This is a genomic window from Nitrosomonas sp. (assembly GCF_019635155.1).
GTDB lineage: Bacteria > Pseudomonadota > Gammaproteobacteria > Burkholderiales > Nitrosomonadaceae > Nitrosomonas.
The window spans coordinates 1-23,648 of sequence record NZ_JAHBZY010000009.1 but is presented as its reverse complement, the minus strand read 5'-3'; the positions used below and the strand labels follow the sequence as shown (position 1 = coordinate 23,648).

The 23,648-nt window shown below is 48.0% G+C and carries 25 protein-coding genes and 1 pseudogene; 10 read left to right on the top strand and 16 right to left on the bottom strand.

Going from position 1 to position 23,648, the window contains the following annotated elements; genetic code table 11:
* Nucleotides 1-54: 54 nt before the first annotated feature.
* Nucleotides 55-786 (top strand): annotated as a pseudogene (locus KF839_RS07715) (IS5 family transposase).
* Between the two features lie 111 nt (nucleotides 787-897).
* Here KF839_RS07715 and KF839_RS07710 read toward each other — a convergent pair.
* Complete coding sequence (locus KF839_RS07710) at nucleotides 898-2,262, bottom strand: NAD-dependent succinate-semialdehyde dehydrogenase (protein WP_292917265.1); 1,365 nt, start codon at nucleotides 2,260-2,262, stop codon at nucleotides 898-900.
* 190 nt (nucleotides 2,263-2,452) lie between these two features.
* On the opposite strand from KF839_RS07710, the gene KF839_RS07705 reads away from it, so the two are divergent.
* The 7 genes from KF839_RS07705 to KF839_RS07675 all read left to right on the top strand — a co-directional run bounded on the left by KF839_RS07705 (nucleotide 2,453) and on the right by KF839_RS07675 (nucleotide 9,464).
* Nucleotides 2,453-4,225 carry a hypothetical protein gene (locus KF839_RS07705; RefSeq protein WP_292917264.1) on the top strand — a complete coding sequence of 591 codons (1,773 nt, stop codon included), beginning with the start codon at nucleotides 2,453-2,455 and terminating at the stop codon, nucleotides 4,223-4,225.
* Between the two features lie 127 nt (nucleotides 4,226-4,352).
* Nucleotides 4,353-4,643, top strand: a complete 291-nt coding sequence (locus KF839_RS07700) for a sll1863 family stress response protein (RefSeq protein WP_292917263.1) — start codon at nucleotides 4,353-4,355, stop codon at nucleotides 4,641-4,643.
* Between the two features lie 134 nt (nucleotides 4,644-4,777).
* A complete protein-coding gene (locus KF839_RS07695) occupies nucleotides 4,778-5,446 on the top strand; it encodes a DUF1614 domain-containing protein (RefSeq protein ID WP_292917262.1) in 669 nt (222 codons plus the stop codon).
* Between the two features lie 73 nt (nucleotides 5,447-5,519).
* Nucleotides 5,520-7,277, top strand: coding sequence for an NAD(P)H-dependent oxidoreductase subunit E (locus tag KF839_RS07690; RefSeq protein WP_292917261.1), 1,758 nt, complete (start codon nucleotides 5,520-5,522; stop codon nucleotides 7,275-7,277).
* Complete coding sequence (locus tag KF839_RS07685) at nucleotides 7,274-8,011, top strand: 2Fe-2S iron-sulfur cluster-binding protein (RefSeq protein ID WP_292917260.1); 738 nt, start codon at nucleotides 7,274-7,276, stop codon at nucleotides 8,009-8,011. The genes KF839_RS07690 and KF839_RS07685 overlap by 4 nt, the downstream gene beginning before the upstream one ends.
* Before the next feature lie 203 nt (nucleotides 8,012-8,214).
* Nucleotides 8,215-8,970, top strand: a complete 756-nt coding sequence (locus KF839_RS07680; protein WP_292917259.1) for a fused MFS/spermidine synthase — start codon at nucleotides 8,215-8,217, stop codon at nucleotides 8,968-8,970.
* Nucleotides 8,971-9,305: 335 nt separating this feature from the next.
* Nucleotides 9,306-9,464, top strand: a complete 159-nt coding sequence (locus tag KF839_RS07675) for a hypothetical protein (protein ID WP_292917258.1) — start codon at nucleotides 9,306-9,308, stop codon at nucleotides 9,462-9,464.
* A gap of 355 nt (nucleotides 9,465-9,819) precedes the next feature.
* On the opposite strand, the gene KF839_RS07670 is transcribed toward KF839_RS07675, so the two are convergent.
* Genes KF839_RS07670 through KF839_RS07650 form a run of 5 tightly spaced genes read right to left on the bottom strand, consistent with a single transcriptional unit; the run spans nucleotide 9,820 to nucleotide 12,269 of the window.
* Nucleotides 9,820-10,320, bottom strand: a complete 501-nt coding sequence (locus tag KF839_RS07670; protein ID WP_292917257.1) for a phage tail protein — start codon at nucleotides 10,318-10,320, stop codon at nucleotides 9,820-9,822.
* Between the two features lie 48 nt (nucleotides 10,321-10,368).
* Nucleotides 10,369-10,887 (bottom strand): phage tail protein, encoded by a 519-nt coding sequence (locus KF839_RS07665; protein WP_292917256.1) that lies wholly within the window; start codon nucleotides 10,885-10,887, stop codon nucleotides 10,369-10,371.
* Between the two features lie 32 nt (nucleotides 10,888-10,919).
* Nucleotides 10,920-11,441: a phage tail protein gene (locus KF839_RS07660; RefSeq protein ID WP_292917255.1), complete on the bottom strand. Its 522-nt coding sequence runs from the start codon at nucleotides 11,439-11,441 to the stop codon at nucleotides 10,920-10,922.
* Between the two features lie 49 nt (nucleotides 11,442-11,490).
* On the bottom strand, nucleotides 11,491-12,138 hold the full coding sequence (locus KF839_RS07655) for a hypothetical protein (RefSeq protein WP_292917254.1): 648 nt from the start codon (nucleotides 12,136-12,138) through the stop codon (nucleotides 11,491-11,493).
* Nucleotides 12,135-12,269, bottom strand: a complete 135-nt coding sequence (locus KF839_RS07650) for a hypothetical protein (RefSeq protein ID WP_292917253.1) — start codon at nucleotides 12,267-12,269, stop codon at nucleotides 12,135-12,137. Before KF839_RS07650 ends, KF839_RS07655 begins: the two co-directional genes overlap by 4 nt.
* 209 nt (nucleotides 12,270-12,478) lie before the next feature.
* Between KF839_RS07650 and KF839_RS07645 the strand changes: the two genes are divergently transcribed.
* Nucleotides 12,479-13,021 (top strand): NADH-quinone oxidoreductase subunit B family protein, encoded by a 543-nt coding sequence (locus KF839_RS07645; RefSeq protein WP_292917252.1) that lies wholly within the window; start codon nucleotides 12,479-12,481, stop codon nucleotides 13,019-13,021.
* A gap of 1 nt (nucleotide 13,022) precedes the next feature.
* Complete coding sequence (locus KF839_RS07640) at nucleotides 13,023-14,501, top strand: Ni/Fe hydrogenase subunit alpha (protein WP_292917251.1); 1,479 nt, start codon at nucleotides 13,023-13,025, stop codon at nucleotides 14,499-14,501.
* Between the two features lie 34 nt (nucleotides 14,502-14,535).
* Here the strand turns inward: KF839_RS07640 and KF839_RS07635 are convergent, their stop codons facing one another.
* The 10 genes from KF839_RS07635 to KF839_RS07590 form a co-directional block, all read right to left on the bottom strand.
* Nucleotides 14,536-14,736, bottom strand: a complete 201-nt coding sequence (locus KF839_RS07635) for a DUF2905 domain-containing protein (protein WP_292917250.1) — start codon at nucleotides 14,734-14,736, stop codon at nucleotides 14,536-14,538.
* 121 nt (nucleotides 14,737-14,857) lie between these two features.
* The gene (locus KF839_RS07630; RefSeq protein WP_292917249.1) at nucleotides 14,858-15,928 is read right to left on the bottom strand and encodes an alkene reductase; all 1,071 of its coding nucleotides are present in this window, start codon (nucleotides 15,926-15,928) and stop codon (nucleotides 14,858-14,860) included.
* A 164-nt stretch (nucleotides 15,929-16,092) separates the two neighbouring features.
* Nucleotides 16,093-16,410, bottom strand: a complete 318-nt coding sequence (locus KF839_RS07625; RefSeq protein ID WP_292917248.1) for a DUF4389 domain-containing protein — start codon at nucleotides 16,408-16,410, stop codon at nucleotides 16,093-16,095.
* Nucleotides 16,411-16,493: 83 nt separating this feature from the next.
* The gene (locus tag KF839_RS07620; protein WP_292917247.1) at nucleotides 16,494-16,982 is read right to left on the bottom strand and encodes an NlpC/P60 family protein; all 489 of its coding nucleotides are present in this window, start codon (nucleotides 16,980-16,982) and stop codon (nucleotides 16,494-16,496) included.
* A gap of 53 nt (nucleotides 16,983-17,035) precedes the next feature.
* The gene (locus tag KF839_RS07615) at nucleotides 17,036-18,115 is read right to left on the bottom strand and encodes a protein-glutamate methylesterase/protein-glutamine glutaminase (RefSeq protein WP_292917246.1); all 1,080 of its coding nucleotides are present in this window, start codon (nucleotides 18,113-18,115) and stop codon (nucleotides 17,036-17,038) included.
* Nucleotides 18,116-18,151: 36 nt separating this feature from the next.
* Nucleotides 18,152-18,763, bottom strand: a complete 612-nt coding sequence (cheD, locus tag KF839_RS07610; RefSeq protein ID WP_292917245.1) for a chemoreceptor glutamine deamidase CheD — start codon at nucleotides 18,761-18,763, stop codon at nucleotides 18,152-18,154.
* 7 nt (nucleotides 18,764-18,770) lie between these two features.
* Entirely contained in the window at nucleotides 18,771-19,634 is an 864-nt protein-coding gene (locus KF839_RS07605; RefSeq protein WP_292917244.1) for a CheR family methyltransferase, read from the bottom strand.
* Between the two features lie 293 nt (nucleotides 19,635-19,927).
* Nucleotides 19,928-22,111, bottom strand: a complete 2,184-nt coding sequence (gene cheA / locus KF839_RS07600; RefSeq protein ID WP_292917243.1) for a chemotaxis protein CheA — start codon at nucleotides 22,109-22,111, stop codon at nucleotides 19,928-19,930.
* A gap of 139 nt (nucleotides 22,112-22,250) precedes the next feature.
* Nucleotides 22,251-22,616, bottom strand: coding sequence for a response regulator (locus KF839_RS07595; protein ID WP_292917242.1), 366 nt, complete (start codon nucleotides 22,614-22,616; stop codon nucleotides 22,251-22,253).
* Nucleotides 22,617-22,676: 60 nt separating this feature from the next.
* The gene (locus tag KF839_RS07590; RefSeq protein WP_292917241.1) at nucleotides 22,677-23,261 is read right to left on the bottom strand and encodes a hypothetical protein; all 585 of its coding nucleotides are present in this window, start codon (nucleotides 23,259-23,261) and stop codon (nucleotides 22,677-22,679) included.
* Nucleotides 23,262-23,648 lie beyond the last annotated feature (387 nt).

The following is a 23,648-nucleotide window of genomic DNA, read 5'->3' as shown; positions in this document are numbered from 1 at the left end:
AAAAACAAACTCGTAATATTGGGGTTCCTATATCACCAACAAAACGAGTTTGCGATGCCCCACTTGATGCTCAATGATGAGTTTTGGTCGAAGCTGGAGAAGATTCTGATCTATAACAAGTGCAATCTGCACATGACGGTAGAAGGCATGCTGTATCGAATGCGGATTGGTTGCCCGTGGCGAGATTTACCGAAGGCTTTCGGCTGCTGGAATTTCATCTACAAAAGATTCAATGCATGGTCATTAAGCAGGAAATGGTTAAGGATTTTCAAGGCGTATTGATCCGGATTGGGAGTGGGAATTCATTGACGACAGCTACATTAAAGCGCATCAGCATAGTGCAGGAGCAGCAGTTTAAGAACCGCAGGCCATCGGAAAAAGCCGTGTGGGTAACATCACAAAGATTCATCTGGCAGTCGATGGTGATGGTTTACCTGCTGAGTTTGAAATCACCAGTGGCGAAGTCAATGACTGTTCTGCAGCACCGCAGTTAATCGCCAAATTACCTGATGCACAAGCGATTGTAGTGGATAAGGGTTAGACAGTGAGTTTATACGTGATCAGATAGTAAAGAAAGGAACCAAAGCTGTGATACCAAGGAAGTGCAATTCGACAAAGGGTAACACAGACATGGATTGGGGATTGTATCGATACCGGCATTTTGTAGAAAACGTCTTTGCCCGGATAAAACAGTACCGGGCAGTTGCTACGCGATATGGCAGACTGAAGAGAAATTTTGAGAGTATGCTTGCCATGGCATACGGGTATCTGTGGTTACCTATGTGAAATGTCAACAGACCCTAGCAATTTCTCCATTCTTAATGGAACAGACCGTAGAAAATTTTAACTCGAAAGCTTCCGCTTTTCTGCTATTTCTTCAACAGCTCCTCCCTCTTTCTACCGAATCCACACGGTTTTAATATTCACAAACTCTCGAATACCGTGATAGGCCAGTTCTCTGCCAAAGCCGGAGTCTTTGATGCCCCCGAACGGCAAACGCGGATCGCTTTTGACGATGCCGTTGACGAACGTGCAACCGGCGTGAATTTGCCGCGCGAGTGCTTCACCACGCGCCGGATCGCGTGTCCACACGCTGCCGCCCAAGCCGAAATGGCTACGATTGGCGAGCCGAATCGCTTCCTCGGCATTTTTTACACGCACGATGGCGGCCACGGGACCGAACAGCTCTTCGTCAAACGCCGGCATGCCCGGTTGCACGTGATCCAGAATTGCCGGTGAATAATAGGCACCCTGCGTATCCATCGGAAAACCGCCGGTCACTAAACGCGCGCCCGATGCCTGACTTCGTTCCACTTGCGCATGCAGTTCGGAACGCAAATCCGTTCGCGCCATGGGCGCGATGGTGGTTTCGTCATCTTTCGGGTCGCCGCTGCGCAGTTGGTTGATGAGTATTTGCAACCGTTCCACAAACGCATCGGCGATAGTTTCCAGTAAGATAAAGCGTTTCGCGGCAATGCAGCTTTGCCCCATGTTTTGCAGCCGGGCGATCAATGCTTGCTGCGCGGTCCATTCGATATCGGCATCGTCGAGCACGATAAACGGATCCGATCCGCCCAATTCCAACACGCATTTTTTCAGATGCTGCCCGGCGATCGCCGCGACTTTACGTCCCGCGGCGCTGCTGCCCGTCAACGTCACGGCGGCAATGCGGCGATCGGCAACCACTTGCTCCGCTTGTTCAGCGCTGATCATGAACGTGCGGAAGGTATTTGCCGGGAAACCGGCTTGCTGAAACGCTTGTTCCAACGCCAATGCACAACGCGGCACATTCGATGCATGCTTCAGCACTACCGCATTGCCCGCCATCATCGCCGGCGCGGCGGCACGGATTAATTGCCAGAATGGGAAATTCCACGGCATGATGCACAAAATGGTCCCTAACGGTTGATAAACGACCACGCTACGGCTGGCATCGGAAGCAATAATCTCATCCTTCAAATACGACGATGCATGCTCGGCGTAATGCTCGCAACCGATAGCGCATTTTTCGACCTCCGCGCGCGCTTCTTTGAGCAGCTTTCCCATTTCCTCGGTAATCATAAGCGCATAGGTTTCGCTGTTTTGACGGAATACTTGCGCCAAATTCCGCATGAACCGGGCGCGTTGCTCAAAATCGAGCACCGCCCAACCGGTTTGCGCCGACTCCACTTGATCCAACGCGGCATCAATTTGATCAGCCTGCCATATCGGAAAAGACTGTATGATTTGGCCCGTGGCCGGATTGATCGATTGCATCGGCATAATAAGAATCCTTAAATCGTTAATTTAAAAACCATTTCGGTTGGCGCTTGCGCGATTCATCACGATTGCCATAATAGTTATAGTACGGAATCAATGCAATCGCCCACTGAATGGCAATTACACATCGGAGTACAATGCGCTTCATAGGTGCATTGATTGTTTCCGAGCAACAACCCGATCGAGGTCATCCATGAATTTTCCGCGACTGAATTTTTGGACACTATGCCTATGGGCATGGCTTTATATACCGTTGGCGTCGGCCAGCGATATCGCATGCGAGCAAACCGGCACGGCCCGTATCTGGATTGCGCCGCTGTCGCCTCAAGCCGGTCAACCGGTCAAAATCATGGCCGTGTCAGTTGATGGCCCGCTATCGGAATTGATTCTAATGGACTCGCAGGATCAATCAATACCGTTGCAAATCCGTCAACGCGGCGGACCGCCCTGGAGTTTGATCGCAAATTTGGAAAGCCTTGATGACGGATCCTACCGGGTCATCGCAAACCGGGATCATCAACAAGCCGGATGCCATGCAATCGTCATTAGCAAAGCGATCGCTCAGGGAAAACCGGAAACCTGGAATCTGACTACCGAAGCCTTTTACTCGGCTTGGATCGAAGAATTGTTCGGCGCACCACCCGAGGAGAACCTCAGTTTCAATTCGCTGGAGCCGGTGTTGCGTAACAGTGAGCGCAATTTTCTGCATAATTATCTGGGGCTTCACGAAGACAATAACCTGCCGCTGACACCGGATTGCGCGGATCTACCTTACACATTGCGCGCTTATTTCGCCTGGAAAATCGGTTTGCCGATGGCTTTTCGCGCCTGCGGACGCGGTTCGGCCAAGGCACCGCCGAGTTGCGGCGCCCCCACCATCGTCAGCGAGTTCACACGGGGCGTGCAGACGCAAACCAATTTCCGCAAACGCTACCGACAATTGGTGGATACCGTACATTCCGGCTCGGTGCGAACCGGTCTCGCCGCTGATAACACCGATTGGTACCCGATTCCACTCAGCCGCGAGACGTTATGGCCGGGAACCGTATATGCCGACCCCTACGGTCATATTTTGGTACTGGCCGAATGGGTGCCGCAAACAGCCGACCGCCCCGGCATGCTGCTGGCGGTCGATGCTCAACCGGATAATTCGGTAGCACGCAAACGCGTATGGGAAGGCACACTGTTGTTTGCCGACACAGGGAATGCCGGACCCGGTTTTAAAGCATTCCGTCCGGTTGTGCTGCCCGCATCGGGCACAGGACGCATGCTGTCGAATCAGGAATTAACCGATCATCCGGATTTTATGCCCTTTTCTTTGGAGCAGGACTATCTCACACCCGATGATTTCTATGCGCGGCTAACACAATTGATCAACCCGCAGGGATTGGACCCGTTGCAAGCGTACGAGGCTATGCTGACAGCACTGGTCGAGCAAGTGGAAACCCGCGTCAACTCGGTCCAAAACGGTGAAATGTATTTCCGCAAAAATCCGCGTGGCACGATCGCAATGCCCAGCGGGGCGGCAATTTTTCAGACGATCGGCCCTTGGGAGGATTATTCCACGCCATCACGCGACATGCGCTTGATCATTGCAATCAATGTGCTGAACGGCCTTCCGGAAAAAATCGTACGTCATCCGGAATTATTCGTGCTGAACGACCAAAATCCGGAGCAAGCCAAAGCTGCGATCGAGCAATATCACGTCAAGCGTACCCAGGAACGCAGCATCCGCTATATCCGTTCGGACGGCAGTGAATGGGAATTGACCATCGCTGACGTGCTGGCGCGCAGGCCCGATTTCGAAATCGCTTACAATCCCAACGATTGCGCCGAGATACGCTGGGGTGCGCAACCGGATACGGAAGAGTATGCGACCTGCCGCCGTCATGCCCCCGCGGAACAACGCGCCCGGATGACGCAATACCGCGCGTGGTTCCGGGAAACGCGTAGACCGGCGCCATGAAAATAGCCACGTACCGGATTGTAAGTCATTTTCGCAATCCTTCGATCGGTCACAATACATGCAGCCATTTTGCTGATACTATGGCATAGTGAACAACGTTCAAATTTATCAATAAGGAGATATTCAAATGACTGACAAGTCCATTCCCCAAAAATTACAAGAGGAACTGTCCAACCTGCAATCGGTCGTTGACGAGGTCAAGCTGCAAATGCACCTGGGAAGCAAAGAATTACAAGATAAATTGCAGCCGCATTTGGACGAGCTCGAACAGGAATTAAGCCAGGCCAAGGAAAAATGGCAAGCCTTCGAAAACAGCTCGGAAAGCGCATGGGGCGATATTCAAACCGGTTTGAGAAAATCTTTCAAATCAATGGAACAAGCGTTTGAAAGAGCGAAACAACACTTTCCGCCAAAATAAATTTTTTGTAACCATACCCAGTAACAGCCACGCAGCAATCGCTGCGTGAGCCAGTACATTCAACAGTGATTGTTCGCGCATTTGTAATCTTCGCGCCGCTTTAACAGCAATCCGCTAAGATTTCCCAGGCATCAATGAAAAATTTCTATTCCCCTTTTCATCTGCTATTTTTTGTTCTAGTACTCGGCATTCTGGCAGTACTGATTCAAGTGGAATTATTGGCATTTGCTTTTGAGAAGCTTGGATTATCGCCGGAATCGGGCTTAGCCCTGCTGTTTCTTTCGTTGTTCGGCAGTATGATCAACTTGCCGGTCACGCGCATTAAAAGCGAGGTGCCGGTCCATGAACCACCGTCGCCGGTTTACTGGGGATTACTCCGAATCCCCGCGCAACCATTCCATAACGAAACGCAAATTTGCATTAACTTCGGCGGTTGCCTGATACCCGTCACCTTATCCGTATTTTTGTTTTCTCACAGCACATTGGGCGTATTCCCGACATTGTTCGGCATCACCATCATCAGTATCGTCAGTTACTATTTCAGTCGCCCGATTCCCAGGCTTGGCATCGCCATGCCGATATTGATCGCGCCGGTCAGTGCGGCGCTCGTGGGGGTGCTTATCAATCCCGAGCAAAGCGCGCCGTTGGCCTACATCAGTGGCACCTTAGGCGTGTTGATCGGCGCCGACCTGTTACGCATCAAAGATATTTCCCGGCTCGGCGCGCCATTCGCTTCGATCGGCGGCGCGGGGACGTTCGATGGCATTTTCATTACCGGTATTGTCGCCGCACTTCTCGCCTGATTCTTGATTTTACGGATCAATTACCCGTCATTGCTACCGGTTCGGCGGCAATCCGGCTATACTCAATAACATGATGAACCGCCCCAGCTCATTCGCGCACGAACACCTGCTGCACCGTCTATATAGGATTCAGCAGCAATGCCGGCATATTCCGCCGCAAGCGATGCAGCAAGTCGCGATCGATTACCAATTACCGCTCAGCCAAGTCGCGGCAGTGGTCGAATTCTATGCGTTTTTTTCGACGCATCCGCGCGGCCGCTTCGATCTATTGTTCAGCAACTGCACCAGTTGCGGTTATCTTGCTGATGGCGAAAACCTGCTCCAGATACTATGCCAGCAATTGCAAGTCATTCCCGGAAAAACACGCGCGGACGGCTTGGTCAGCATCGGTGAAGCATCGTGCATCGGTACGTGCGACCATGGCCCTTCGATGTTGGTCAATGGCTTTCCCGTAATCGGTTTGAATGCCGTCAAACTCGCGCAAGTGGCACAGCTCGTAGCGAATGAAATACCGCTTCCGCAATGGCCTGCCGCTTGGCTTGAAATATCCGATACCGTGTATCGCCGTGATTTACTGTTGAGCGAACGGCTAATACCCGGCAGCGCGCTGCAGCACGCTTTGCGATCAGGCGCCAGCGAAACCTTAATGATCATTCAACGATCCGGATTACGTGGCCGTGGCGGCGCGGGATTCGATACCGGCAAAAAATGGCAATTGTGCCGTGAAGCCGCCGGTGAAACGCGTTATGTCGTCTGCAACGCTGACGAAGGTGAACCCGGCACGTTCAAGGATCGCCTGCTGCTGCATGAACAAGCCGGCGCGATGCTTGAAGGCATGACGCTGTGCGCGCGGATCATCGGCGCGCAGCAAGGGTTTGTTTATCTGCGCGGCGAATACCGCTATTTATTGCCACACTTGCAAGCCGAATTGGAGCATCGCCGCAAACTCAACTTGCTAGGCGTAAACATCTTGGGACAAATCGGATTTGATTTCGACATCGATATCGTCATTGGCGCCGGCGCTTATATTTGCGGAGAAGAATCGGCGCTGATCGAATCGCTCGAAGGCAAACCCGGCATTCCACGCATCCGCCCGCCATTCCCGGTAACACATGGCTATTTAGCACAACCGACCGTGGTCAACAACATCGAAACATTCATCGCCGCCGCGCAAATCGCCATGCATGGCGCCGATTGGTTCAAGACCTCGGGCACATCGACATCGTCAGGCAGCAAACTCCTCAGCATCAGCGGCGATTGCGAAAAACCGGGAATTTACGAATACCCATTCGGCGTAACGATCCGTCAAGTGCTGGGCGATTGCGGCGCCGCAGATGCGCAAGCGGTGCAAATCGGCGGCCCTGCCGGTACCTTACTCGGTGCAACGGAATTTGAGCGAACCATTGCGTTTGACGATGTTTCCACCGGCGGATCGGTATTGATATTCGGGCAATCGCGAGATTTGTTCGCGATCCATCGCAATTTCGCGCATTTCTTCGCACACGAAAGCTGTGGTTTTTGTGCGCCGTGCCGGATCGGCACGCAGTTATTGAAAAATTCCCTGGATACGATTGCTGCTAACCGTGGCTCGGTTCATGCTCTTGAAGAACTTCAACAGCTCGGGAAAATTGTGAAACATCAATCACATTGCGGCTTGGGCCACACCGCCGCAAATCACGTATTGGATGGGTTACGGCAATTTCCGCAGGCATTCTCCGATCGCCTGCAACCGCAATTCACTGCACGTTTCGATCTCGATCAAGCCTTAGCCGACGCACGGCAGGTCGCCCACCGCGACGATGCTGCCGCACATTTGGATCAGAAGCGATGACAACCGTCACTGATACACTTCACATCGACGGCGAAGAGATTCCGTTCACGCCGGGTCAAACCATCATGGATGCGGCATTGATGGCCGGTCAATATATTCCGCACTTGTGCCATTATCCCGGCTTGCCGCCACGCGGCAATTGCCGCTTGTGCGTGGTGGAAGCCAACAACCGCAGCGTCGCCGCTTGCACCACACCGGCAACCCCCGGTCTGCAAATCCGCAGCGACACACCGGAGTTGAACGAAATACGCAAAGCGATCACGCAAATGTTGTTCGTCGAAGGCAATCACATTTGCCCATCGTGCGAAAAAACCGGCAACTGCAAATTACAAGCCATGGCTTATCACCTCGGCATGCTCGACGATCATTTTCCGCAGTTTTATCAACGCCGCGAAATCGACGCATCGCACCCGGAGATTTTGCTGGATCGCAGCCGTTGCATCTTGTGCGATCTATGCGTACGCGCCAGCCGCGATATCGATCAGAAAAATGTGTTTGCTATTGCCGGACGCGGCACTGATGCTCGCCTGATTGTCAATTCGCCGAACGGCAAGCTCGCTGATACGCCAATCGCCATTACCGATTTGGCTGCACGTATTTGCCCGGTCGGTGCGATTCTGATCAAGGAACAAGGCTACCAAGTGCCGATCGGGCAGCGTATTTACGACCAGAATACGATCCGTGAAACTGGTTTAATGGAAACGATCGCGAAGAAAAGTGACGATGAGGTCTAAAGATTGATAATTGACACGAATCGATTCGCTCGTACAGTCAGTTAATCAGCGTTTCCTTAGGTTTCTACAGGTTTTCCGTTGATAATCACGCGCACCAAATTTTTGATCCGCCGGCAAGACTATGACCCAACGTTAGCAGCTAACCGAATGTACCAATAACCGAACCAAATACTTATCACAAAATTTTTTACAGTGGGCACATCATGAGTTTTCCTATTGAAATTCGCGAACAGGCCGGTGTGCGCAGCTTGCATTTCGGCTCCGATTCGATCCAAGGTGCGATGCGCATCGCGCGCCCATGGCATTTGGAACTCGACTACACCCGCGAAATGATGGCAAGCTTGTTACTGCGGGACGATACCCACTTTCCGCGTAACGTGCTATTGATCGGTTTAGGCGCGGCATCACTGACCAAATTTCTTTATCGCCACTGCCCGCAAGCAAAACTGACTGTGATTGAGATCGAACCGCGCGTAGTCGCTGCAGCAAGGCAATTTTTCAAATTACCGGACGATCCGCTGCGCCTGAATATCGTCATCGCGGACGGTGCTCAACATATCGCCGGGTACGATAACACTTACGACTTGATTCTGGTGGATGGTTTCGATGCCAGTAATCGTTCCAACACATTGAGTACGTTGCCATTTTATCAAACATGCCGCACGCGATTGAACAATAACGGCATACTTGTTGCGAATCTGCTGGGCCGCAGCCGCGGCTACCAGTCCAATTTCGCACGCATTAGATCGGCATTTGACGAACGCGCGCTGGCTTTTCCTTCCTGCGACAGCGGTAATGTCATTGCACTGGCCGCAGGCAGGGAAACGATCCGGATACCACTGAGCGAATTCAAAGAGCGAGCGCTCGAATTAAAAAAACGAACGGGGCTCAATCTGCTACCGACACTGATGCGCCTGGAACAGGCAAAATCCTGTCCGGGTGAAATCCTTACGATTTAACAAAGATCGGAAAAGCTCATCTGAATTCAGAGCTTTTGTGCATAATTTTTTCGGATCAGGAAATAATTTTTTTGCAGAGTCAGTGCACTTATCATGCTATAGTGCCAAGGTGACGATCAGTTTTAGGGAATCGCTCATTCATTCGCTGCACGGGTGAATCGCTTCGTTGCACGATACTCGCCGCCTTGTCTATTGATGGATATGCGTTGGTTGCTGTGTTCTGTGTATCTCGCGCTTTATCGCGTTTATCGGATTAATCAGCGCTTCCTTAGTAAAGATTGAGTGTCACAAAAAATATTGCAGTACTTTTTTAAAATTTTAAGGATATTCTTTAAATGAAAATTTCAGCATTTTTTGTTGCAGCATTTTTCGCATTATCATTAGTTGCATGTGGCAAACCTACAGCACCGGAAAGCGCGAGTTCCGAAAATTACGGTACAACGCATGAAGGTAAACCGGCTGAAGGTCGTAACGAACTTCCAACCGAAAAATAGTCACACGAAACTATTATTCGCATCAACCTTATCGTTCAAAGTCGTTGGCTGAGATGATAAACCTTGCAGGAACAATATTTTAGTATATCGAGCCTGCAGGGCCTTTAAATAACTTTTACCTTCCCCGGCAACAGAAATCCCTGGCTTTTTCATTATCAATTAATCAGTCGCTTGTTTTCAAACAGCATACCCTCCGCTTTCAAACGAAATGCAGGTTATTTTGTGGATTGCAGTGCACAGCCTTTATCATGATTTCTGAGAGCGACTGATTCTCAAGATTAGGCTTTAGTTGCTACCCGGGATACTTAGAAATCCACTACCACCAGCTTCGCTGATGGTACCAAGTTTACTATTACTAACTCCGGCTTGGAAAAATACCCTGCAAAGCGATGCAATAATTCACCACGAGATAGGGTTGCATATTGGGATGCGGCGCTCCACCCACATTACCAACTGCTGCGGCAGCCATGGTTGCGCCGCCCGCATTGCTGAACATAACATTGCCATCGGAATCCTGCGCCCAGAATTTTCCCGCCGGGCTGGCTTGAGTTCCAATCACATTGCTGCAGTTTGCCGTATGACTGTGCAGAGGAATTTGGGTGGTTGTAAGCGTCACGTTTTCTTGCCCCCCTCGTTCTCCCTGGGTGTGAACTGAATTCACGTGCATCCCCGCACGTCCGCGAAGATCCGGCAGTGCGAACGTGGTGCGGCCGTCTCCGCCGTACATCGTGCCCAATAACGAAAACAGTGCGGCATTTTGAGCAATCGGCAGCAATTGACCATCGCAGGCCGCCCAACCCTTGGGCGTGAAACCAAATGCAAAGGGGCGGATTTCTCCTAAAAATGGTTCGTCCATACTATCCTCTCATTTATCTTGTCGAATTTTGCTGCGAAACATCCGGCTTCAGCTTCTGGGTGGATATACGCCTTGCAGTGCAATGCAGTAATTCAGCACCAGATACGGCTGCAGATTATTGTGCAATTGTCCGCCGCCGGTAGCGGTAATTGTTCCAGCCGCCATCTGCGCTGGTCCGCTATCACCGTATTCCTTGCTGCCACCCAAATCTTGCGCCCAGAAACTTCCCGCGGGATCGGGCTTGTTGCCGTCTCCGGCTTGCACGTTGGCCGGGTGGGTGTGCGATGGAATCTGCTCAATCGTCAATGTCTCCGTCACCGTACCGCCGAATTCGCCCAGAACACGTTTAGTAAGACCGCTTCCTTGTCCCGCACCCATCGAAACATTGCCCTGAAGGTTAGGCAATGCGAAGGTTGTTTTGCCATCACCACCATAGGTTGTGCCAAGAATCGAGAACAATGCCGTATTACTTGAAATGGGTAACAGTTGCCCATTGCACTGCGCCCAACCAACGGGCGCGAAATTAAAACCAAACGAGCGGATCTCTCCAATATACGGATCACTCATGCCAAAATCTCCTTTTTCCAACTGCCGCCATTCTAGGATCTGGAAGGGTAGATGCCTTCGAGCGCAATGATATAGTTGATAACCAAGTAAGGCTGCACATTGTTATGCGGTTGCCCGCCACCGGCAACACCGATAGCGGTTCCGGCCATGGTGCTGCCGCTGGTCGTGCTGTAGGCTCCGGTATTACCGCCGGGATCAGTCGACCAATAGCTGTTGACAGGACTGGCGCTATTGGCAGTCGTGTTAGAACAAACTGCGGTATGATTGTGCGCCGCCAGTTGTCCGGTAGTCAACGTAACCGCTTCGCTCCCGCCCAGCTCACCGATCACTCTCGGACTGAGGCCGGATCCGGTACCTTGATGCAGCGGGATACGGCTGGCGAGATTCGGCAAGGCGAAATTCGATACGCCGTCGCCGCCATAGGTTGTTCCGATGAGTGAATACAACGCTTCATTCTCTGCGATTGAAAGTGCTTGCCCTTGGCATAAAGCCCAGCCGACGGGGGCAAAATTGCCGGCAAAAGTCCTGATTTCACCTAAAAAGGGATCGGGCATCATTTTCTCCTTGTTGCCGAAAAACTTCAGTCACAATAGCGCAATCGCATCAAGCCATCTTGCGCCGCGCCGCAGCCAATACTGCCGGAACTCCGATCAGAAGCAACGTGCTCGTCAATGGTTCCGGAACGGCTGTGGCGATATCCAGCGTGGAAAAATCCAGCGCTGCACCATTAAATGTCGTTTCACCGAATAAACCCAATCCCGGGCCTTTCAGAGATAGCGCGACATTGACTGTGCCCGATGCCAGTCCCGCAAAAGTCGATGCCGGCAACGCCAGTGTATACACGTTATCCTCCCGGCTAGCACCACCGTGCGCTTCGAACAGCGTATTGAGTGCGCCGGTGAGATCAACGCCATTAACGGTAAAAGATGCGACTTGACTTCCGCTAGCAGCAGATTCGTGATCATAAATCCCGAGTATCAAACTGCCACCGGTGATAGTATCCGCAATCGCGCCATAGGAAAACGTCCAGCTGGCGGAGAAATTCGGACCACTGACATCGGAACCGCTGAATAGGCCATCGAACGGCGCAGGCTCACCGGCTCCGGCAGTCAGAAAAGCGCCGGTAGTCGGCTTTTCACCATCGGCAAAATCCTGGTCTCCTAACGTCACGATGGTATTTGCGAGTGCACATTGTGATCCCGCCAACAATGCAAGTGCTGCGATCGATTTTGAAGGCAAATATTTTTTCATTGAGATACTCCCATAGATTTATGTATTTTCTTATTTTTAACAAGGCCATTGCGACAACTACCGGTTTCTCTATAAATCACTTTTGCATGATTTTTGCCGTTCATTTCAACATCCTTATACGCCTGCTTCATGATTTAAGTCAAGAAGTTCTGTGCGATATTGACGCAGTCAAAGCATTCGCTCAATTATCGCGCAATCAGTAAGCGAATCTCTGATGAAGGCAGTGGAATAATCTGCTGCCATGCTATCATTCATGTGTACCAAATACGCGTTTTTTGCGGTTTGATCACCACCAGATCAATAAACCCCGTTTTACCGATAAACCTTGCGAATGCGCATGATGGGTAAGCCCAAATTTAAAATCGCCACTACTTCTCTGGCAGGCTGTTTCGGTTGCCACATGTCGTTTCTCGACATGGACGAGCGATTGGCCGGTTTGCTCGAGCAGGTTGAATTGGATCGCTCGCCGTTCACCGACATCAAGCACTGCGGTCCATGCGACATCGGATTGATCGAAGGTGGTGTTTGCAACGCGGAGAATGTGCATGTGCTGCGCGAATTCCGCGCCAATTGTAAAATCCTGGTGGCCGTCGGTGCGTGCGCGATCAACGGCGGCGTGCCGGCAATGCGCAATTATTTCGACTTGCAGGATTGTTTGGAAGAAGTGTATTTACGCGGCACCAACGTGACTCATCCGCGCATCCCGGACGACCCGGAGTTACCACTGCTACTCGATAAGGTGTATCCGGTCAGCGAAATTGTAGCGATCGATTATTTTCTGCCCGGCTGCCCCCCTTCCGCGGATGCTTTTTTACAATTACTACAACCGCTGCTGGCCGGGCAGCAACCGGATATTGCCAGCACCCGCTTGCACTACGACTGACATGAAGCCGGAAAAACCCGCATCATCAACCACTCGCCGCATCGCTATCGATCCGGTCACGCGTGTCGAAGGGCACGGCAAGATCACATTGCTGATCGATGACAACCATCACATTGCCGAGGCACGCTTTCATATCGTCGAGTTTCGCGGTTTCGAGAAATTCATCCAAGGCCGCCCGTACTGGGAAGTGCCATTTTTCGTGCAACGGCTGTGCGGCATTTGCCCGGTCAGTCATCAACTGGCGGCGGCGAAGGCAGTCGATCAAATCGCAGGTATCGAACAACTCACACCAACCGCATCGAAGCTGCGCCGCTTATTACATTTCGGTCAGATATTACAGTCGCATGCATTGCATTTTTTTCATCTGTCATCACCGGATTTTCTGTTCGGATTCGGCAGTGATCCGCGGCAACGCAATATCGCCGGCGTGCTGGAACAATATCCGGAGATTGCGCTGAAGGGTGTGAAACTGCGTAAATACGGCCAACAAATTATTGAAGCGATTACCGGCAAACGCATTCACGGCACCGGTACCGTACCTGGCGGCATGAACAAACCGCTCACCGTCACCGAGCGCGACGCCTTGCTCGCCGACATCGATGATATCCTGCAATGGAGTCAAGATGCCGTCACGCTGAACGAGCAGATTCACACCGCACATCCGGAGCACCGCGATTTCGGTACCTTCCCTAGTCACTACCTAAGTCTGTCTGGTGCCGGTGGTGAGCTGGAGTTCTATCACGGCGAATTGCGTGCCCGCGCCGCAGACGGCAGCGCGTTGCTCGATCAATTCGATTACTGCGATTACCAGCAACTTCTCAGCGAGGAAGTGCGCTCATGGAGTTATCTGAAGTTTCCTTACTTTTCCAGCTTAGGCACCGAATGTGGTTGGTATCGTGTCGGCCCACTGGCGCGTGTCAACAACTGCGATGTCATTACCACGCCGTTAGCCGAAATGGCGCGTCAGCGCTTCAAAGCCACAGGTAACGGCGGCCTGGTGCACGATACGTTGGCGTACCACTGGACGCGTATGATCGAATTGCTACATTGCGCCGAATCGATTCACACGTTGCTGACCGATGCCGACATCACCGGAACGGATCTCGTGATCGGCAAAGGCGAGCATCAACCGCAAGGTATCGGTGTCATTGAAGCCCCGCGCGGTACATTATTTCATCACTATCATGTCAACGGCGACGGCCTGGTCACAAAAGCCAATCTGATCGTGTCGACTACCAGTAACAATCAGGCCATGAATGAATCGGTACGTGTTGTTGCCAACCAATACCTCGACGGCCAGGAAATCACCGAGGCGCTGCTGAATCACCTCGAAGTCGCGGTACGCGCTTACGATCCCTGCCTATCCTGCGCAACGCATGCATTGGGTAAAATGCCGCTGCAAGTGACACTACAGCGTCTCAGTGGCGCAGTAATTCATCAGTTGACGAAGAAAGTGGACGGTACTATCAGTGATGAATAATCCCGGTATGAGCAGAAAATCTTTATGGCATGATTTACCTCCGCAACCACCACATGATCAGCGTCAGCACAACAGAGATGATCAATCCCGTCATCAGTGGAAAATGGAAGCTGAAATTTTCGCGTTCAATATGGATATCACCGGGCATACGACCCAGCGGCAGTTGCGATAGCCACGGCCACAATAGGCCGAGGATAAGAAAAATGATTCCTAGAGTGATGAGTATCTGCTGCATGTCTCCGTCCATCCCGCTGAAACAATCGCGCCTCGGTAAAAGCTTACTCTCGCTTTGAATCGATCAACCGGGTCATTCAAAACCGAGTATAGCAATAATCACTAACAACCAAACAGTTATGTCACGACACATAAAGCGCAGGATAGTCGGTATAACCATCCGCACCATCGGTATAAAAAGTCGCAGGACTGGGTTCGTTGAACGCCGCCCCTGCACGGATACGCGCAGGCAAATCAGGGTTTGCCAAAAAAAGCCGGCCAAACGCCACGGCATCGATTTTATCCCCCGCAATGTCTTGATTCGCTTCATCCGGCGCGTAGTCGAAGTTGCCGATTAGCACACCTCGATAATACCGGCGAATCGGCGTCATCACGTCGCCGCTTTGTTGCTGGTAAATATCGCCACGAATCACGTGCAGGTACGCAAGATCATAATCATTGAGCCGAGTGGCAAGCCAAATCGATAACCCAATCGGATCACTATCAATCATGCTGTTATAGCTACTCAACGGCGAGATCCGCAAACCAATTCGGTCGCTCCCCCATACGGTACTGACGGCTTCGAGCACTTCCAGCGTCAACCGCGCACGATTCTCAATCGAGCCGCCATATGGACCACTGCGTTTGTTCGAGCCGTCTCGCAGAAATTCATCGAGCAAATAACCGTTAGCGCCGTGAATTTCAATACCATCGAATCCGGCGATCTTGGCATTCTGCGCGGCTTGTTTGAAGCCGGAAACAATGTCAGGTAACTCGTCATCACGCAATTCGCGAGGTATGACGTAAGGTTTTTTTCCTTCCGGCGTACGCACTTCATCAGCAATAGCGATGGCACTAGGTGCGATCGGCTGCGAACCGTGATTGAGCAGCGGATGACAGGCTCGTCCACCATGCCAGATTTGCAAAAAGATTCTACCGCCGGCGGTATGTACGGCAGCAGTTACTTGCTTCCATGCGGCAATTTGTTCCATTGAGTAAATACCGGGTTCCTTCCAGAACGCCGAATACCCTTCCATCGCCATCGTCGCCTCGACGATAATCAAGCCGGCGCAGGCACGCTGCTTGTAATATTCGACCATTAAATCATTCGGCATGTGCGCTTCACCCGCTCGGCAGCGTGTCAATGGCGCCATAAAAATCCGGTTCGGTACCGTCAGCGAACCAATTGTAAGAGGTGTAAACAACGTGGTCATGGGGCTGTGTCTTATAAATCCAGATAGTCTTGGAATGCTTCGGAGCTCCAATGCATTCGAGTATTAAACCATTTTTAGATTACGATAGCTGTTTCCTGTTACAGCCGAATCATGAAAGATGAGAAAAGCTTTAAACTTCTGAGAGTTTGCAAAGCAATGATGCACTAATCGCTTATATTGCGATCTTTGGTAAGCTGTTCGGAATTACCGTCATTTGGCCATGCACTGAACGGAAAAGGCAGATAATCGGTGTTCAGCGTCATGTACGCAATAATCTGACGGATATACGTGCCGAGATTTTTGCCAAAATCCAATAGCAATGCGTTGGGTTGGCCAGCGATGATTAATGCTACAAATTGGAAAACAAAAATAGCAATCATTAAAAAATTGCAGAAACCATAAATTCCCATGTACATCACCATGAAGAAACCTCGTTGCCATATCTTCTTATTTTGAAGTCGTTGCCTGATTTCTTCATTCATGTCGCATTCCGCAAAGATTAAGGTGTGATACGAGAAACCGGGGATATTAATCAAAAGTGGCAAGCGCTTATGCTACCGAGTGACTAAATACGAATCGATTTCCAATAATTGGCTTTCCAATATACGTGATCCAGTCTGGAAATAATGACGCCTTTCTTTTGTGAAGCATGAAGAAATTTATTGTTTTCAAGATAAATACCCACATGATTCGAAGCTGGCCCCGTTCTAAAGAAAATCAAATCGCCTGCTCTGAGATCTTCTTTGCGAATTTCTTTTCCTATTCGGGATTGTAAATGAGTCGTTCTTGGTAAATGCATGCCTAGCTTTGACTTGTATGTAATATGCACAAAGCCCGAACAATCAACCCCGCGCCGGCTAAGCCCTCCGCGCTGATAACGAACACCTTGCCATTCGTTGTACTGAGAATAAAGCGCTTTCTTGATATGATTGAAATTTGCCGGTTTATTGATTACAGGACCAGATTTAACTGCTGGTTTTTCCTGTATTGTCCCACAGCTCGCCAAAAAGCAGATGACAATCAAAATAATAAGTTGAGAAATAAACCTTTTCATTGACGATGTATATTGAATTACCTCGAATCAAGATGCAGGTTACTACTTAACTGTTATACGCGGTTTCCATGCGATCCCATACTGGATATCTTCGACAAAACGCATCTGGCCATATCTTTTAAAGGAACAATTTCGTTTACACCACCCGCTGCAATTGCTTCTTTCGGCATACCGAACACTACACAACTACTTTCATCCTGTGCAAAATTGTACGAACCCGCTTTGTGCATTTCCAGCATCCCCGCAGCACCATCTTTACCCATACCAGTCAGAATCACACCGATCGCATTCTTCCCTGCACAATTAGCCGCTGAACGAAATAGTACATCAACCGACGGCCGATGTCGACAAACAGGTTCTCCATGATTCAGTTCGGTCATATAATTCGCACCGCTACGTTTCAGTAGCAAATGGGAATGACCGGGTGCAATAAAAGCATGACCGGGTAATACCCTCTCTCCTCCTTGTGCTTCAATCACCGATATTTTACAAAGTGTATTCAATCGATTGGCAAATGATTTGGTAAACCCTTCAGGCATATGTTGGGTAATTAAAATTCCGGGAGAATCCGGCGGCATTCGAATTAAAAAATCTTTAATTGCTTCCGTGCCACCGGTAGAAGCTCCGACAATGATCAATTTCTCAGTCGATGCAATGCGATTTGATACCGAGGGCAAAACCACATCAGCTGAGGCGCTTTTTGTTACCGATATATTTACAGATTTTTTAAGCCGCGCAGATTTGGCAATACGAATTTTATTTGCAATCTCACTACCATATTCTTTCAACCCAGCAGCGATATCAATTTTAGGTTTTGAAACAAAATCTACAGCACCCAATTCTAGCGCACGAAATGTAATATCGGATCCGCTCTCCGTTAACGTTGAAACCATCACGACAGGCATAGGCCGCAATCGCATTAATTTCTCAAGAAAATCCAGGCCATCCATTTTTGGCATTTCAACATCAAGCGTCAACACATCTGGATTCATCTCGCGTATCATTTCTCTTGCTACTAAAGGGTCTGGAGCTGATCCTATGGCTTCCATATCTGGCTGGCTATTTATAACTTCGCTTAATAAGCGACGAATTAACGCTGAGTCATCAATTATCAGAACTCTTGTCTTATTCATCTTAAACTCTCAATCTAATTTAACTAACTAATTCTATTAAGAAAAAAGTTCAACATCACCACCGGAATCCACTCGGTGTAATCGCTGTCTGTAGTCGCTTTCTCGCAGAGAGATCGTGGTATTACGTACATTGCGTAACTTCTTAACCATCACTCTGCTATTTTTGGGAAAGAAATAAACTTTACGTGGAAATATATCGACCAAATCTTGCGCAACAATCCGTATTTTTTCGGTCTGAAGAAATCTCAATACGAAATCCGCATTCCGTTGCCCTACATTCGCAACAGTCAATCCATCAAGAACATTTCCACCACCGAATACCTTGGCTTCCAGATTACTGCGACGAGCACCCAACTTTAATAACTGATTGATCAGTATTTCCATTGCGTATGTTCCATATCTGGCTGATGCATTTAACGGACTTCCCGCATCGCCACCACCGTCAGGTAGCATGAAATGGTTCATTCCTCCAATGCCGCTGTAGCAATCACGTATACATGCGGCGACACAAGAACCGAGAACGGTTACCAGCATGATATCCTTATCAGTAACATAATATTCACCAGGTAACAGCTTTACTGCCTGACTATTAAAATTTTTGTCAAAATAGAAATTAGTGGCAAGTTGCTCATCAACGATCATAGACATACGATTATTACCTCGGTCTACTTGCTAGCTCGTAAACAGTTTTTTCTCGCAGTTTAAATAGATCAACCGCATGTTGGAAACTCTCAGAGTGCCCAGCAAACAATAGGCCATCTGGAGCAAGTAATGGTACAAATTTCTTTAAGATTTTATATTGCGTTTGTTTGTCAAAATAAATCATGACATTACGACAAAAGATGGCATCGAACGGGCCGCGTATTGGCCAATTATCATCAAGCAAATTCAATTGACGAAAAGTAATCATATTACGTAACTCAGGTCTAACCCGTGCCGAGCCTTCATGGTGACCTTTACCTTTAAGAAAAAACCGCCTCAATTTTTCCTTTGGGAGCTTCTCCAGTTTATCCAATGAATACACACCAAGTTGCGCTTTTGCGAGAACATTAGTATCTAAGTCTGTCGCCAGAATATGAACAGGAGGCGTTAATGTGTTAAATGCTTGTACCATCGCCATCGCCATTGAGTAGGGTTCTTCGCCCGTTGACGAAGCACTGCACCAGAGCTGAATTTTGTTTTGGTTTTTGCGTTTCTCGACATGTTTCTCGAGAATAGGAAAATGATGCTGTTCACGAAAAAAAGCGGTCAAATTTGTTGTTAGCGCATTCGTGAAAGCTTCCCATTCTTCAGGATTTCCACGTTCGAGGTAATTCAAGTATTCATGAAAACTATTGATACCCGTCGCACGCAAACGGCGAGCAAGACGGCTATATACCATGTTCTGCTTACCCGAAGACAATGAAATACCAGCATGCTTGTATATCAACTTTCTAACTCGTTCAAAATCTTCTTTCGTGAAGACATATTCGCGAGTTTTATCATTAGAACTTTCATCAAAGTTAGAAATTATTTCCATGCCATTTCCATTCAAATTTGCGAAGATCAACTTACAAGAAAAATTAACGACGATAATAAACAAGAGCTTCCAGCTGTTTTTTAACCTAGTTATTGTTAGATATGCAGTATTTATAGATGACTATCTTCAATATAAACCGCTATAAGAATAGCGTTATTAATAAGATTGTCCTGTTTTTTTGGGCAGCGCTAAACATTGATAAAAATTTCAGACCATTCTTGTTATGTCTGGCAACTATCCAACCACACGACTCATATAACAATTATTCTATAAGTCTGTTTGCAGAATATTATTTATACAATCTCTTGTTGCGATGCCATTACCAAAGCAGCTGTATCAAGAATAAGTGCAACTTTGCCATCACCCATGATTGTCGCACCGGATACACCCTGCACTCTTCGATAGTTACTCTCAAGACTCTTAATGACTACTTGATGCTGCCCAACGAGATCATCCACGAATAATGCCGCTTTGTGACCTTCAGCTTCAAGAATTACAAGAATTCCTTCGTGGACATTTGTAACTTTCGGACGCAAATTAAAGATTTCATGCAGTGCAACTACAGGCAGATATTCACCTCGCACCTGCACCACACGCCCTTGACCACTGACTGTTTTTATGTCCGCGGCAGCGGGCTGCAATGATTCAGTAATATAATTAAGTGGAACAATGAACATCTCATCACCCACAGTTACGGATAAACCATCAAGAATGGCCAATGTTAAAGGTAAACGAATGGAAATACGCGTGCCAGCTCCTAAGGCCGACTCAATATCGATCCGCCCTCCCATACTCTGTATGTTGCGCTTAACAACATCCATACCAACCCCGCGCCCAGACACATCTGTGACTTGATCAGCAGTCGAGAATCCTGCTTCAAATATCAATGCCCAAACTTCTTGATCCGTCATGCCATCATGCACAGGCAATCCACGCTCTTTCGCTTTGGCAAGTATTTTCCCTCGGTTTAAGCCAGCACCATCATCGCTCACTTCGATCACAATACTGCCTCCTTGGTGAAATGCTCGCAAAGTTATAGTACCGTGTGCCGGCTTACCGGCTGCTGCCCGTTTCTCTGCAACCTCAATTCCATGATCCAAACTGTTTCTCACCAAATGAGTAAGTGGATCAGCAATTTTTTCTATGAGACCTTTGTCCAGCTCTGTGTTCTCACCAACAGTTTTTAATTCAACACGTTTGTTCAGCTTTGCAGCAAGATCACGAACAACTCGAGGGTAACGGCTAAAAACAAAACTAATCGGCATCATACGAATCGACATTACAGATTCTTGCAAGTCACGAGTATTCCTCTCTAGTTGACTCATTCCGCTATGCAATTTCTCAAAAAGTACCGGATCATATTGTGAAACGGTTTGAGCTAACATCGCTTGCGTAATCACCAACTCACCAACCAAGTTGATCATCTGATCTACTTTTTCAATACTGACTCGTATTGAAGAAGTTTCACTGGCTGAAGAAGCAGCAGCATTTTTGCTCGAAGATTTATTTAAACTACTTGATGATTCATTTTTACCATAGCCTGTATTTTGCTGCTGCCCAACATTTGGGCTCGATTCTGGTGCATCAATATCACTTGGTGCAGCCGGTGCTCCAGGAAAAAAACCATATCCTGGGGCCGGTGGTAAATCAGCCATAGAAAAATCATCTTCATTTCCACTTGCTAATGATTCAGTGTTCTTGGTAGTTCCGTCAGAATGATCGATAACTGCTGCGCTTGCCTCAGCATCCTCCGCAACAAATGTTTCGATTTTCAGATTTACCGGATCAACAACAAAAGCCAATGTTTCCCAAACATCTTCCTCGCAATTAGAAGTCGCAAGTTTTAGCTTATAACTATCACTAGTGTTGGTAGGCGCCAAATTCTCTAAAGCCCCGAGATGTTTTAGGTTTTCAAATAAATGGTCGAGGGTCGCTGCACTCACCCCGGTACTAAGAAATTCAATACTAAAAATATTTTTAGCTGTATCTTCTGTTGGCAATTCTGCAATCTCGGTCTCAACCTGATTAATTTCTGAGCTCTCTTCAGGTTCTTCTTGCGGTGTCGGTGCTACAACTGATAGGTCCTGCGTCTCGTCACTTAATTTCTTTAATTCTCCGCAAACTGCCGCGGCAACAGCTGGATCCGCTTGTCCTTCACCGCGATGACCTGCCAACTGTTCCTTTATGACATCACCCGCCCTAAGAAAGGCATCAATCATTTCGCTACGAACCTTGAGTTCACCTTTACGCAATTTATCCAGCAATGTTTCCAACATATGAGTCATCTCCGTCATATCTGTAAAACCAAATGTACCAGCGCCGCCCTTAATAGAGTGAGCGGCACGAAAAATAGCATTCAAATCTTCTAAGTCAGGAGAATTTACATCCAGCCTCAAAAGGCATGTTTCCATCTCAGCCAATAGCTCAGAAGATTCTTCAAAGAAAATTTCGTAAAACTGTTCGAGATCTGTACTCATCGATAACCCTATTTCATGTGGATACTTAAAGGCTAACACTCCAAGGAGACCAGCAAATCAAGAAACAGATTAATAAAAATCATTCAATCTTGAAAATCAGAAAAACACCTGTAACCTACTGGTCTACAACAAAGTTTCTTTAGCCTATGACTTTTCCAATTACTTCTAACAACCGTTTGGGATCAAATGGCTTTACTAGCCACCCTGTTGCTCCTGCTGCTCTACCTTTAGCTTTCATTTCATCCCCGGATTCAGTTGTTAAGATCAAAATTGGAATATTTTTGTAATTCGCCAACTTCCTTAACAGTTCAAGTAGCTTTAAACCATCCATTCGTGGCATGTTAATATCCGTCAAGACCAAGTTTACTTGGTGATAATTGGCTTTATCTAATGCATCCTGACCATCAACAGCCTGAATGACTTCATAACCGGCACCTTTAAGTGTGAAAGTAACCATTTGCCTTATTGATGCTGAATCATCCACTGCAAGAATTGTCTTTACCATTTACCTTACCTCTCTTCCTAATTTGACCATTTACCGAGAAAACACAAAAATCCAATCTGATTAGAAAAGCTCGATATCACCCATCTGCATACCCTGCTGAACAACCGGTTTTCTCTTGCTATTATTTTTTGTTAACGCGACCGCTTCGGATATTTCTTCATGAATTCTATTCAATGTTTTCTTGCTGCTTCCTCCCCTCCAACTACTTTGCCGATCAATTCGTTGCAGCTCGATATTCAGCATTTCCACTTGGTTAGAAGTATGCGCAAGTAGCTGTGTAACTAAGTCACCAAACTGCAATGAAGTAATCGCCATTTCTAATTCCTGCTCAATCTTGTCAGCAACAACCATTTGTTTCTCGAGCAGATCAAGAATAGGATTACTACCTTCAGGAGCTGCCAATTTCTCAATAGCCAGAACCATATCATGATGAGATTTGGTCAATTTACTAATAAATTTAAAATTGATGACCAGATTATTAACCGCATCACTGACCAATCTATCGACTTGGTTAAGCTCTCCCTTAATATTAATAAAAAATTCATCGGCTTCAGTGTTACGCAATATACACTCAGTATCGTCCAGTCTTGTCTCATCCGCCGAGCTTCTATCTTTCTTGATACCTGTTGATAGTATTTTTGACATAACCACTCTCCTCGTTATGCATTTAGATCAAGGCAATTAATTGAGTTAGTAAACTGAAACCAACTTCATTAGAATATTTCCAGTTTTGTAGCTTCTTAAGCATTTTTTGGGTTCCAGGTTGATGTAAACAAATATGTCTACTCAATTTTCATATCATTTTTTCAGCAAACTATCGGTTTTATTTGTAATAACTTTAGCAGTGACACACCACTTGGTTTTTGTTCTCAGTCATCGTTAAAAAAATAAAGCAATAAAAAATAGAATTTAAGATTTAAAAACCGACTATTAGCAGATAGCACAAGATATTCTTCTTTGTGAAAAGAACGATCGGTGCCAGAGTATAGGGAAGCTTCCAATAGGATTGCCCACAGACTCCAAACTCCTGAT